This is a genomic window from Sphingomonas sp. Leaf30 (genome assembly GCF_001422525.1).
Classification (GTDB): domain Bacteria; phylum Pseudomonadota; class Alphaproteobacteria; order Sphingomonadales; family Sphingomonadaceae; genus Sphingomonas; species Sphingomonas aerolata.
In genome coordinates this window covers 133,636-146,113 of record NZ_LMKZ01000016.1, presented here as the reverse complement: position 1 = coordinate 146,113, position 12,478 = coordinate 133,636, and the positions used below count along the sequence as shown (strand labels likewise).

At 58.5% G+C, this 12,478-nt stretch carries 9 protein-coding genes and 2 pseudogenes; 5 read left to right on the top strand and 6 right to left on the bottom strand.

Translation table 11 applies throughout. The annotated features are described in order from the left end of the window. Positions 1-4 precede the first annotated feature (4 nt). The 4 genes from ASE89_RS12500 to ASE89_RS20470 all read left to right on the top strand — a co-directional run bounded on the left by ASE89_RS12500 (position 5) and on the right by ASE89_RS20470 (position 3,379). Positions 5-1,456 (top strand): serine hydrolase domain-containing protein, encoded by a 1,452-nt coding sequence (locus ASE89_RS12500; RefSeq protein WP_082451476.1) that lies wholly within the window; start codon positions 5-7, stop codon positions 1,454-1,456. 194 nt (positions 1,457-1,650) lie between these two features. Beyond that, complete coding sequence (locus ASE89_RS12495; protein ID WP_056678204.1) at positions 1,651-2,541, top strand: hypothetical protein; 891 nt, start codon at positions 1,651-1,653, stop codon at positions 2,539-2,541. A gap of 66 nt (positions 2,542-2,607) precedes the next feature. Then, complete coding sequence (locus ASE89_RS12490) at positions 2,608-3,054, top strand: hypothetical protein (protein WP_056678202.1); 447 nt, start codon at positions 2,608-2,610, stop codon at positions 3,052-3,054. Positions 3,055-3,109: 55 nt separating this feature from the next. Further along, positions 3,110-3,379, top strand: coding sequence for a hypothetical protein (locus ASE89_RS20470; protein ID WP_156363474.1), 270 nt, complete (start codon positions 3,110-3,112; stop codon positions 3,377-3,379). A gap of 212 nt (positions 3,380-3,591) precedes the next feature. Here the strand turns inward: ASE89_RS20470 and ASE89_RS20465 are convergent. Then, positions 3,592-3,810 (bottom strand): annotated as a pseudogene (locus ASE89_RS20465) (MafI family immunity protein); the annotation flags it as partial. Between the two features lie 353 nt (positions 3,811-4,163). Here ASE89_RS20465 and ASE89_RS12485 point away from each other — a divergent pair. After that, positions 4,164-4,463: pseudogene (locus ASE89_RS12485) on the top strand (aspartate/glutamate racemase family protein); the annotation flags it as partial. On the opposite strand, the gene ASE89_RS20460 reads toward ASE89_RS12485, so the two are convergent. The 5 genes from ASE89_RS20460 to ASE89_RS12470 all read right to left on the bottom strand — a co-directional run bounded on the left by ASE89_RS20460 (position 4,430) and on the right by ASE89_RS12470 (position 10,887). Continuing rightward, positions 4,430-4,783, bottom strand: coding sequence for a hypothetical protein (locus tag ASE89_RS20460; RefSeq protein WP_156363472.1), 354 nt, complete (start codon positions 4,781-4,783; stop codon positions 4,430-4,432). The pseudogene ASE89_RS12485 and the gene ASE89_RS20460 overlap by 34 nt on opposite strands. Before the next feature lie 299 nt (positions 4,784-5,082). Further along, on the bottom strand, positions 5,083-5,430 hold the full coding sequence (locus ASE89_RS20455; protein WP_156363471.1) for a TetR/AcrR family transcriptional regulator: 348 nt from the start codon (positions 5,428-5,430) through the stop codon (positions 5,083-5,085). A gap of 54 nt (positions 5,431-5,484) precedes the next feature. Next, positions 5,485-6,306 carry a tetratricopeptide repeat protein gene (locus tag ASE89_RS12480; RefSeq protein ID WP_056678201.1) on the bottom strand — a complete coding sequence of 274 codons (822 nt, stop codon included), beginning with the start codon at positions 6,304-6,306 and terminating at the stop codon, positions 5,485-5,487. After that, positions 6,303-6,746, bottom strand: a complete 444-nt coding sequence (gene bamE / locus ASE89_RS12475; RefSeq protein ID WP_056678199.1) for an outer membrane protein assembly factor BamE domain-containing protein — start codon at positions 6,744-6,746, stop codon at positions 6,303-6,305. The genes ASE89_RS12480 and bamE overlap by 4 nt, the downstream gene beginning before the upstream one ends. Before the next feature lie 49 nt (positions 6,747-6,795). Continuing rightward, the gene (locus ASE89_RS12470; RefSeq protein ID WP_330219057.1) at positions 6,796-10,887 is read right to left on the bottom strand and encodes a beta strand repeat-containing protein; all 4,092 of its coding nucleotides are present in this window, start codon (positions 10,885-10,887) and stop codon (positions 6,796-6,798) included. Positions 10,888-12,478: the final 1,591 nt, after the last annotated feature.

The window sequence follows — 12,478 nt, the reverse complement described above, 5'->3', positions numbered from 1 at the left end:
ACTAATGAGCACGTTGATACGAGTGGCGTACATCATGGCCTTGTTGCCTCTCCCCGCAGCAGCCCAACAGGCTCTTCCTACGCCTTCGAAGATTGCTGCGGTTGAGCGCGGACTAACGCCGGCCGTCGTGCTTTCGGGTATGCCAGCCCCGCGCCGCACGATTGAAGCGGAAATGCGCCGGTTGAACGTGCCTGGAGTCAGTGTCGCCGTACTGCACGGCGGCGTCGTAGACTGGTCTAAGGGTTACGGGGTGACACGAGCGGGTGGGACACCGATAACGCCAGTCACACTCTTTCAGGCCGGCTCGATCAGCAAGGCGATCACGGCGCTGGCTGCATTGCGTCTCGTACAGCAGCAACGCTTGACGCTCGACGGCGATGTCAACGTACAGCTCAGGGGATGGAAGCTACCGACCCCACCCGGTGAACACGTCACGTTACGCGAATTACTGTTGCATACGGCGGGAACCACCGTCCACGGCTTTCCCGGCTACGCCTCAGGGGTCGTCGTGCCGAGCGTAGACGACGTGCTTGCCGGACGCGTACCTGCAAACACCAAACCGGTCGTCGTAGATACCAAACCGGGGACGATCTGGCGCTACTCTGGCGGTGGCTACACGGTCATCCAGAAACTGATTGGCGATGTGACGGGCAGGCCGTTCGCGCACGTTTTGCGAGACGAAGTGCTTCATCCCGCGGGCATGATGCGCAGCATCTTCGCCCAGCCGCTCGATGCCGTATCTCTAACGACCGCCGCATGGCCACATGACGGAGCGGGCAAGCCTGTACCCGGCGGACCACACACCTATCCGGAGCTGGCCGCCGCTGGTCTCTGGAGCACGCCAACCGATTTGCTGCGCTACGCGATCGCGGTGCGCGACAGTGCGCGCGGCAAGAAGCATACCATCCTCGAACAACCGGTGGCGACGGAAATGCTGACACCCGGCAAAGGGGGGTGGGGCCTCGGCCTTGAGGTCCACCCGACACCTGCCGATCGCGCTTTCGCGCATGGCGGCAGCAACGAGGGATACGAGAACTTCCTGGTTGCCTATACCGGCTCGGGCGACGGGGTGGCCGTAATGACGAACGGTGCTCAAGGTGGCGAGCTGGGATCGGAGATCACCCGTAGCGTGGCTGCCGCCTATGGCTGGCCTAGCTACCACAGCATCGAGCGCGCAAGTATACCGATCCCGGCTGCAACCCGCGCTCAACTAATCGGCGACTACGCAATTCCTGAACTTGGCTCGTTCTCGATCACCGGGGACGGCTCGGGCTTGGCTATCTCGCTCAAGGAGGGCGTCAGCGAGCCGCTTTATGCATCGGCGCCGGATACCTACTTCATTTTGTCGACCGACTTGTTGCTGCGTGTGGGTCGACGCGAGCCCAAGATCACTGGCCAGTTCGTCATGGGATCGTTCGAATGGCCGTTCGTGAAGGATACGGATATCAAGCCTTAAGACCAGGCGCGCATGGATCAGCGTGTGCGGAGATAGATCGAACCTCCGGATTGCGATCCATTGCAAGAAACTGAACGCCAAGTGCACCGCCGAGAATGGCAGCGGGGCGCTTGGGATGGCGATGCCGGGTTCTCGGTTCATCGCATATACAGTCAGGATCGCCGTTGATCTGACCTGAGACTGGGGGATCAAATATGCTGACATTGGTTATCGCGCTATTGGCTCAGGCCGCAATAACGAAAGCTCCGTCTAAACCTGCCTTGGCGATCGTCACCCGCAGCGGCAACGAATGGCAGCTGGAGTATCGCCTGAATAAGAAAAGCGGCGCATGGCTTTTTCCGGTTTCACAACCTGTATCGGCTACTCAAAAGCCTTGGCGGGAGCGCGCGTGGCGCGTCGTGACGCCCGGCGCCCGTATTGAACGTCGTGGTTCGTATGACGTCCTAGTCCCAACCAATGGCACCTTTGTACCGCTGAAAGTCCGTATCGTATTCACGCCGACCAACGCCACGCTCGACCGGGAGTACGATCCAGCCATTGCCTTCAGCAACGGTGCGACCGCCCTGTATTCAGATCAGTTTGACGTGGTCCCCAGCGACGATCTGAACGCGATCGGCATCAAGGAAGCCGGATTGTCAGTCCAAGATTTGGGAGGATCGCACACTGCGGTGCGCTTTCACGATGTCAGCGGTCCGGTCTTCGCTCAGGGGCGGCGACAAAGCAATCCCGTCTTGACTGGGGGCGAGACGTACGTCGTTTTCGGTTCGAGCAAGGTCGAGGAGAGGGCTGGCGTGGCGATGTTGGCCGACCCGGCGCTGCCGGAATGGCTGAAGGTTGAGGTCGCAGACTTCGCGCCAAACGTCGCCGAGGCATACGCTTCAAGGCTTGGTAGCCGCACCGATCCTCGTCTGCCACTGCTGTTGATGGGCTGGCGTGGTCCAACGCCAGGAAAGGTTATCAACGACGGTGGTGTCCGCCCCGGCCAGATCGTGTTTAATTTCGAAGGTGAGGGCCTGCTCGATAGTAATGAACGTGCTGCGCAGCGGACACGGTGGTTCATCGCACACGAAATGGCGCATTTTTGACTTGGTACGTCCGGGGTCGCCTATCGAAAGCCGTCCGAAGCCTGGATCACAGAAGGCGGTGCAGAGATGATAGCATTCACGCTCTTGGCCGCGACGGATCATGGCTATGCGTTAGCCGAGCTTCAGCATGCAGTTCAGGATTGCATCAACTTCGCGACCAAGCCGGTCATCAGCGCTGGCGAACGGCACGAGAACCGTGCCTTCTATGCCTGTGGCGCGACGTTCGCACTTGCGGCAGGCAGTGCTCAGAAACGTAAAGGAGGTCGAGATTACCTAGACTTCATCCGACCGTTGCTGGATGAACACAAGTCTGATCGGCTTCTGGGAAGCGCGGACTGGTTAACCCACTTCGATGCGGTGTCCGGAAATGGCAAAGCAGGAGGTATCGTCAAATCCATGCTATCCGTAGGAGTCGCTGACCCCGCCGGTGCGATAGAGACGCTATTCGAGCAGACCGGTGTACCATATTCTCGGAACGAAAATAAGCTGACGCTGTCCGCTGATGCGATCTGACGGGGTTGATGAGCCGATAACGGGGACAAGGCAGGTGCCCATCCATCATCGAGGCATGAGTGCGAAACTCTGCGCTTATGCTATTTACATCAGCATTTGCATTATTGTCGTCCAGCTCTGGTTCTCTTATGATTTAGACGGTTTTGTTTCTAGTAGCGAGCCGGCGGACTCGTCTCGTGCATTTCTTGAACTAATTCTCATAGCAGTTGGACTGATCAGCTTATCAATTGGAGCGGCCACACCCTTTTTTAAAAGTCTGGCAGTAAGGTCTACCCTGCTGGTTGCCTTGATCAGCTTAATGATTTTCACGGCCGTTCTTCCCTGACACCCGTTTAGAGCGACTGAGACATTTCAAGAAAACACGGCTGGCGCGTTCTCATAAGGATTGAGTTTTGGGAATGTCTGGTTGGGAAAGAAAGCGGAATAGCGGCTTTTGGAAAGGCGGGTGGTGTTAAACGACGTGGCGTAACGCCTCCGGCTTTCCCGAAAAAAACCGTTGATCAGGAATGCGGTGTAGCAGGTGCGAACAGACGCGCGTTAATGATCGGGCACCATCTCCCACAGCGCTTTCCATGTGATCGGATCGAGAGGCACTCCAAAATCGGTAGCCAGCTCTTCCACGTCGCGATACTCACTGAGGGTCAGTGCTTCAGCATACTCATAAATGTAGGTGCACAGAGTCTCGAAGGCCAACGGCAGCTCATTGTGATCGATATACTCTAGCGCGAAAGCGATGCGCCATTGGTCGATCCTTCCATCAAGGCTATGGCGCCAAAGCGCGAACTCGTTGAGCTATGTCTGACATCGCCAAGTGGTACAGCTCCCCTGATGATGGCGCCAGTAGGCGTCTCGGTATCTCCTGTTCCCGATTGCCCTTTCCCGCAACTGCTGCTCGGAGATGGGAAATCTGGAATGATTGTGCTTAACGAGTGACTGCTTTCAGGCTCGCGGATGGCCAACCCGTGCGTCCGCAATTGGGCTTTCTAGCACGATCCCGCATTTTCACGAGGGATCGAAAAAGAGGACGTGACGGGGTTCTCGAAACTCATATGTGGTGATTAGACGGTACATGAAAGCGGGGAGTACTAGGGCATGAAGACGATTGGCAGGGTCTGACGACGCGGATAGTCGACGCGGTACAACGCCTCGAAGCCGGTGGTGCGGACGTGCTGCCGATCTGCACCAACACCATGCACCGCATGGCCGCCGACGTTCAGGCGGCCTTAGGTGTTCCCCTGCTTCATATCGCTGATCCCACGGCCAGACGCATCAAGGCGGCCGGCTTCAAGAAGGTCGGACTGCTTGGCACCGCGTTCACGATGGAACACGCCTTCTACAAGGGAAGGCTCACCGATCAGCACGGCCTTAACGTGCGTCATTCGTGGTTCCAGCCGATATTAGAGATATAATTGATATCATCAAACAATGATCTCATCCTATCGACGGATTTTGAAGACAAGACTACATCCTTGCCATTTTGCGCATCTATTACCTGCCCACTGACGATCAGATATTCCAGCCACCGCGCACCAGAACCGGGCTCGATCTTGGATATAGTAATTACTTCTTCTTTAGATAATGTTCTATTGTCAGTCTGGGCAACAAAAAGGTTAAGTATTATAATCCAAGCATGGTCATTAAACATACCTTTAGGGAATGTTTTATCGCGAAGTTCACGGGTAGATAATATTACCCGTGCTATTTCCGAGCGCCGCTTATCACCAATCATGCTTTGTACTGATATAAATCAATAATTTAATCTTTGATATACATCATATTTACGGATGTCATGTAAAAAAACACCGTTGATCGTGTAGTATTTTTTGCATTCACGACTGCGATTTATACTAAATGTCTAATCACCCTCAATTAAACTGTTTATCCGTGAACCGGTCTTACTTTAGCGACCAGATTGGCAGTGCCCCAGTGGGCATGATGGTGCCAAGGGGACGGCGGTCAAGAGCCTTAGAATTACCATAGCTTGGGGCAAAGTAAGCCGCTGAATATTTTTGCTAATCGGCAAGCCGTTTAAGGTCGCTCGTTCATGGCGTCGCCACATAGCTCAATCGAATTACCCCCGATTACACCAACGGGTTCAAAATCCGACTCTTCGGCAAAGTAACTCGAGATCCGTTTCAACAAGTCATCTTTATAAAAAAAGTGCTCACGCAGGTCAAGCATCAGTGCGTCTAGATCAGGAAAATATCGGTAAATCGCTGATGCGGTTATTCCGGCACTTTTAGCAATAACAAAGAATCCTAAATATGATATTACGTTCGTCTCTATAGAAAGACAGGCGATGTTAAGCAATTGGAGGCGACGTCGGACGAAGGAAAGTCGCATATTTGGCAGTACTCCGGGATTAAAAGCTACCATAGAACTATCCTAAGAAAAATTAATGACTGTAGAGTCACTATAGGATACACCGCTTTATCTGCCAGCTACCTCGTGCCCTAGAGCTTGCGTAGCCGCAGCTATACCGGCATCTGCCGCCTTGCGGAGCAATTTTCGGCCGCGGATTGGCTCCTTTACGATCCCGGTGCCGTTAAGATACGCCAAACCAAGAATGTAATCAGCTTGGGCATTGCCAGCATTTGAGGCGACGGTAATAAAACGGATGCCATCCTCGGCTTTGCCGTTCGCAACCAAAAGCAGCCCAAGGCGTAGGTTGGCTTCTTTATGGCCCAATGCCGCCGCAAGCCGGTAATAATTCATTGCGCGGTCAGGCGATTGATGTTCGATAGTGCGGCCAAGCTGATACAGCTGTCCGGATTCATCCGTGTTCTGATCGACCGGCGTCGGTGTTGGTGCCTGATTTCTCCACACCCCCGAAGCCTTACCGTTCGAGCGGTCATAGCTGCGCCAGAGCATCGTTGTACCGACCACCAAGTCGACTCTCGCCGCCCTACCGCGCCCGCCGTCGGCCAGCAAAAATCGAGTAGGTATCCCCCCTTTTACGGACCTCGTTGAGACCAGGAAGCCTCTGGCCTCAAGCTGCGCAACTACCGCCATCTTGAAATAGCCGTCGGGCGCATCGACGATCAGAACCGCATCCGGCTTTACCAAGGCCGCCACCTCTCGCGCTGTGTCTTCGGCAAAGACGTGCGCGTCGACGGGTGCCGTTTGAGCGTTACCGATCGAGACAGGTGACGCCAGAAGCGCGAGAACGATGCGTAACGCATGCTTGCGCCAGGCTCGGATGTTAGGCCAGCCGCGGCTGGCTACGCGGTGGTTCCGCCATGCTGACCTCATCCTGCAGCTACCCGGTCAGCACATCCTGAGGTCTGCCACACAACCCGCAGAACGATTGGCCGACGACTGGCAAGCGGTCCTTGCTGAGGAGTTCCAAAGACCACCTGCATCCGGCAGCGCATCGGGTCGTCGCCTGTTGTCGTAAGATTCAGGATGTAATTGAATGTGCGCGTAATGGCCTCGCCAAAATGCGGCGCGCCGACGATGCGGTAGACCGCGTCCTTGTCCATACCTGGCACGATCAATCTGACCATCGAAGGCTGGATGACGATGCCCTTTTTCCGATCATAGGCGGACTTTGTCTTGAATGCGCTGCCATCGACGAGTGGTCGTGGGGATGGCTCAGACATAGTGGCGACTTGGGACAAGGCCGCGCCATTTGGTACGAGGAGGCTCGCCGGCGCGGCCAAGGTAAGGATCAAACTAACACACTGCTTCATGATGTTTCTCCGCTGGAGGAGCGGGTCGCATGACGCGACCCGCTATTCGTCAGAACTGGTACCCGATGCCTGCATTGGCACCGCTGTTTCCACGCGTGTCGCGGTTGACGCCGGCCTTCAGAATGGTGTGGCCGTCGTCGAAGATCCGCGAAACGCCAACTGCGAAGGCGGCCTGACCACGGTATGTACCGACGCCTCCCGCAACGAGGCTCTTGCCCGGTTCGAAGGCTTGGGGAAGCGCCGCTGAAGCCAACGCTCCGGCCGTGCCGGCGTTCGCATCACGCTTGTAGGTCTGTAGATCGAAGTTGACCGCGTTGATCCGTACGTCGGTATACTCATTAGCTGCTGCCAGCGTGCTCGCCAGTCCGGATCCCAGTTGCCCAACGTTGACCGCGTCGGTCGCCAAGGTGCCTGCGGCGACGTTGCGAAGGACGACCGGCGATCCGCCGCTGTTCAGCGTGACCCCAGTGCGCGTTGCATCATCATATTGCACCGCGCTTTGTCCAAGTGTCGCGAGCGCGAGGTTAGTCGCGGCGAGCTGACCACCATTGACCGCCTCTGTCGAACCGGCTGCGAGTAGACCGGCTGCGACGTTCGCCAGCGTCTGTGCGGCGCCTGGGGCAGCACCTGAAGCGCCTGCCGCCACTAGGTTGAGCCGGTCGCCAGTGCCGGGGCGCTGAACGGCTCCGATCGTGCTACCGCCTACAATAGTGGTAAGTGCTGAAATGCTGCTGTTGGTAGCGGCAAGCTGCGAACCGTTTACCGCATCGGTCGATCCGGCAGCAATTGACCCCGCCGCGACGTTCGTTACCGTTTTCCCGCCAGCATTAATCCCATTGGTCGTAAGGCTCGGTCCGCCAGCGATTGTGAGACCGGCCGCGTTGATGACCGTACCACCGGTCGTCAGACTGTCAGCCACCAGGTTCGGATTGGTGGCGATCGTCAGGTCGGTCCCGTTCTGGGCAATCGCGATGTTGTTACCAGCCGTGATCGTCTGCCGGGTGCCAGGTGCGATATTGGCAACTACAGTGCCCGTGACCGTCCCCGTCCCGGTCCGAGCGGTGGTGATGTCAAAGCCCCGGTTTGCGGTAGCGGCCGCGTTGGTGATGGCCGTGTTATAGTTGTCGAACGCACCCTGCACCGTAGTCGCGGTTGTCCCGCCCGTCGTGGTGTAGGTCGGGCCGGTATAGGTACCGTCGGGATTGACGGTCCCGCCGATGACGCCTGCGAACTGGTTCTGCACGCCCGTCAGCTGGCTGACATTGACCGCGTCGGTCGCAGCGGTACCCGCGGCAAGGTTGCCGAGCGTCTGGAGCGCGCCAGGTGCCGCACCCGTGCTGCCCGGCGCGACCAGCGCCAGCCGGTTAGCGGTGCCGCTCTGCTGGACGGGGCCGATCGTACCGTTTGCGAGGTTGTTGCCCAGGTTGGTGATCGCCGTGGTGTTGCCAGCGATGGCGCCGGTGTTTGCCGTAACCTGCTGGTTGGTGGCGAACAGCTGTGCACCGTTGACTGCGTCGGTCGAGGTGGCGGTCAGCTCGCCCTGATGGAGGTTGCTGATCGTCGTGCCGCCCGTCACGCCACCGTCGGTCGAGGCAACGCCTGCAAGTGTCGTCCGGGTCTTGGCCGCGTCATCATACTGCACCGAGTTGTCGGCAACGGCACCGATCGCCTGAAGCTGCCCAAGATTGACGGCATCCGTTGTCGCAACACCAGCCGCGACGTTGGCGATCACCTGGTTGCCGGCGTTGATCCCGGCGGTGGTGACGCTGGGACCGCCTGCGATAGTCAGGCCGGTCGCGCCCAGCGTGGTGGCACCGTTGGTGAAGCCGGCTGTGTTGATGACCGTACCGCCGGTTGTCAGGCTGTCGGCCACCAGGTTCGGGTTGGTAGCGATCGTCAGGTCGGTCCCGTTCTGAGCAATAGCGATGTTATTGCCGGCGGTGATCGTCTGCCGGGTACCTGGCGCAACGTTGGCCACAACAGTACCCGTGACGGTCCCCGTCCCGGTCTGCGCAGTGGTCACATCGAAGCCGCGGTTTGCGACCGCTGCCGTGTTGGTGAGCGCTGTATTATAGTTGTCGAACGCGCCCTGCACCGTGGTCGCGGTCGTCCCGCCCGTCGTGGCGTAGGTGGGCCTGGTATAGGTGCCGTCGGGATTGACGGTACCGCCAATGACCCCGGCGAACTGGTTCTGCACACCCGTCAGCTGGCTGACGTTGACACCATCCGTCGCAGCCGAGCCCGCGGAAACGTTGGTAATTCGGCGTTCGGCACCAGCTCTACCAATGGACACCTCTGAGGTCGGGGCAGCAGTACCAGTGGCGTAACCGACACCCGTAGGAGGCGCAGTACCGGTCCGAGAACCTGCACCGAGCGCTAACGAGTTGTCATAGAGAGCCCTTGCCGTATTGCCGATCGCGACACCGAACGTGCCGGGCGCCTGGGCATCGGAGCCGATCGCGATCCCGTAGTCCCCGGTAACGATGGCTCCACTGCCGATTGCCAGACCAAGGAGGCCGGACGACCGTGCAAGTGTACCGATTGCAACTGCCGCCTGCGCACTAGCGTTCGTGTTTTGCCCAATCGCAGTCGCGCCACCGCCGCTTGCCTGGGCGTTGTTGCCGAAGGCCAGTGCGTTCGCGCCCGATGCCGTCGCCGTCAGGCCCAGCGCCGCGGACGATGTGCCCGACGCGACGGCATTCAGACCGATAGCGGCGCCGTTCGTGCCGCTTGCAGTCGCCGCGTTGCCGAGTGCGAGTGCATTTGCGGCCGTGGCGCTGCTGCCACCGCCGACAACGATGCCACCCGCACCAGTCACTGTGCTACCGTTGCCCGCGACGATCGCGTTCTGCGCATTCACCGTGTTGGTATTGCCGAACACGGCAGAGCCCGACGCATTGGCAGTACTTGCCAATATGTTGTTGGAGCCGTGGACGTTGATGGCGTTACCGTTACCGGCTGTGTTCGGCCCATTCACCGTGTTGTCGTTGCCGGTGACGAACGTGCCGTCGCCGTTGATGATGTTGGGGTCGCCGACCGCGTAAGACGCGGTGCCGGTGACGACGTTGCCGGTACCGAACGCACCCGAGCGCTCACCAGTGACCCGGTTATTGTAGCCGACTGCAGTGCTGCTCTGCGAATTTGCGACACTGGCCGTACCGATCGCGACGCTATTTGCGCCCGCCGCGCGCGCACCGCTCTGGACGACACCGCCAACCGTGCTGCCGTCGCCTCCACCAAGCGCAACGCCGTACGCACCGGTTGCCTGCGATGCGCCCGGAGAGAGGAAGCCACGGGTGGCACCACCCAGCGCCAAGGCACCGATACCGCTCGCATTGGCGCCCTGCCCCAGCGCGATTGCGCCGTTGGCGGCTGATGTGGATTGACGTCCGATCGCGATCGAAGTCAGCCCAGTAGCAGTGGCAGCGCCTCCTACCGCGATGGATCCGTCGCCTGACGCGATCGTCTGGAAATCATCGCGCACGCCGATCGCGATCGAATTTTGAATAGTCGCCTTCGCACCCGCGCCAAGCGCCGTCGAGGCTTCAACGGCCCTGCTCGCGCTGCCTAGAGCTGTGCCCCCGGTCGATGTCGCATTCTCGCCGATCGCGACCGCGTTATAGTTGACCGCAGCGTTCGTCGCACTGGCGCCGGTGCCGATCGCGATATTGTTGGTGCTTGCAGCGGTCGCGGAGTCGCCGATAGCAATTGCCGAGTTGGCTGCGGCTCTCGATCCCGAACCAACTGCCACGGCACGGATACCCGACGCAGTCGCCCCGGCGACGGCGACAGGAGCATTGGCCCCGCCCTGGGCGACCGTGTCACGACCACCGATCGCAACCGAGTTCGATCCCGAGGCGACCGCCGTAAGGCCAGTAGCCGTTGCGCGTGTCGACGCGCTAGCTCCATACCCGACGGCAACTCCACCATCGCCCGTTGTTGAGGAAAAGGCACCCAAGGCCGTCACACCAAAATGGTTTCCCCCGTCGGCGCTGCATCCCAGCACGCTTGAATAGGTGCCGCTGCCGTCGACCGGGTCAGTCTGGGCGGGGCGTGCAATACCATCAGGCCCAGTGTCCGCACCCGCCGTGCACGCCGTCGTGCCATTATAAGTGTTGGCGGTGGCGCTCGTGGGGTGCATGAGCCCTATCCCGAACGCGCCAACGGCTAGCATGGCTGAGACGGGCAGGTTCGTGTAAAGCGCCTTTGCAATGATCTCGGCTCGGCCACCGACAATGCCGACCGGCGTGTTGGCTGCGATATGATCCAGACGTAACGCCGGGGCATTGGTCGGATGGGCAATGCGGTGCGTGCCGCGTTGGGATCTGCCCAGCAAGGCCGAGCGCCGACGTCGTGCAAGACGGTTGTCCCGGCTCGTGGTAAGGCTGCTGTGCTCGGTGGTCATCAGGTGTCTCCGATTCAAAATAAAGGGTGGTGCCGAAGAAGCTCTGACGATCGACCAGGGCTCTGCGAGCGTTGGGTGCCGGGCTTTCGGAGTTCAGGCGGGCGCGTTCGATCTGCGCGCGCCACACTGCAAAAGGTGCAGGCGAGTTTGGGTAGTCATCACTGGAGTGGTGCGCCTGCTAGCGGCGCAGCGCTCGCGTTAGGCAGCTATTGTGCGTAGGTGGTGGTCAGGTCGACGACGACACATGTGTTGGTACCAGTAGGAACCAGAAGCGTTTCGGTCGGTCCCTGTTGCATGACGGTTACTCCAACGAGTTGGCCGCGCGCTTGTGCTCTGGTCGCCATCGCTTTGCTAACGGCGTCACAGGATAAGGGGCTCGGGACAACCTGCACCGCAACCAAATCACACCGCCCAGGCGAAACTGGCGTCGCAACGATTGTGCTCACACCCAAAGGAATTGGTTCTTTAGTTGGGTAACGCTGCGCTACTACTACATTGACGCTACGCTGATTGCCGCCTTTGGGATTCCAGTTCGATAGTGTGTCGTATTGGCTCGCGCCCGCGAGCACGGTTGCTCCAGCTGCATTAATCTGGGTGCCACACGCTGCCGCGCCATTTTGCCGCAGACGAACTGCAATATCAGGCAGTTGGGTTATCGGGGAAAAAGCGTTGGATGTTACCGCAGTGGCTCGCGGAACATTACGTCCTGGTGATAGCGCAGCAGCGTGCGCATCCGCGGACATAGCGACGAACAAAATGTTCGCGATCAGAAAACCTGCGCCCCCAAATATTGTACAACGACTAAGCAAGTCCATTGGTACCTCCCTGCCACTATATCTCCCCCGGGCGGCCTCAGCATCTGCTATTCAGCATTTCGTGTTCCAGGAGAACCTGATAAATATCAGATACGCTCGTTATGGTATTTCACAATTAATAGAATTTTAAAAAACCAGTCCTGTGCTAATAAGGCGACTTTCATCATAATATTCAGCCATTTTGGCTCGAATGAAATCTGGATTGAGCTCAAAACCGTTGTTGTTGAGAAATTTTGGCTTAGGCTCATTCAGATCGAGGGCGACCACTCTGGCGAGCGAGAAGGCCGGTAAGAAGGAAGCCGCGAACTTCCAACAACGGTTAGCAACGCGGCGGAAATTCTTTATGTAGCAGGAGGCGTTTTTAACGCGGTGACGGCTACGAACTCGGTGTTCCTCGTAGCGAGTGGTTTGCTCTTACGGTTGCTCGTAGCTGGTAACGGACACGAACAAGTCACTAACGGCATCGCATATTTTGTCTTAATGCACGTTATGTACAGAGCCTTGATATTCGT

Coding starts and splice junctions, on each gene's coding strand:
- ASE89_RS12500 (WP_082451476.1), top strand. CDS start 5: ATGAGCACGTTGATACGAGTGGCGTACATCATGGCCTTGTTGCCTCTC.
- ASE89_RS12495 (WP_056678204.1), top strand. CDS start 1,651: ATGCTGACATTGGTTATCGCGCTATTGGCTCAGGCCGCAATAACGAAA.
- ASE89_RS12490 (WP_056678202.1), top strand. CDS start 2,608: ATGATAGCATTCACGCTCTTGGCCGCGACGGATCATGGCTATGCGTTA.
- ASE89_RS20470 (WP_156363474.1), top strand. CDS start 3,110: ATGAGTGCGAAACTCTGCGCTTATGCTATTTACATCAGCATTTGCATT.
- ASE89_RS20460 (WP_156363472.1), bottom strand. CDS start 4,783: ATGATTGGTGATAAGCGGCGCTCGGAAATAGCACGGGTAATATTATCT.
- ASE89_RS20455 (WP_156363471.1), bottom strand. CDS start 5,430: ATGGTAGCTTTTAATCCCGGAGTACTGCCAAATATGCGACTTTCCTTC.
- ASE89_RS12480 (WP_056678201.1), bottom strand. CDS start 6,306: ATGAGGTCAGCATGGCGGAACCACCGCGTAGCCAGCCGCGGCTGGCCT.
- bamE (WP_056678199.1), bottom strand. CDS start 6,746: ATGAAGCAGTGTGTTAGTTTGATCCTTACCTTGGCCGCGCCGGCGAGC.
- ASE89_RS12470 (WP_330219057.1), bottom strand. CDS start 10,887: ATGCACCCCACGAGCGCCACCGCCAACACTTATAATGGCACGACGGCG.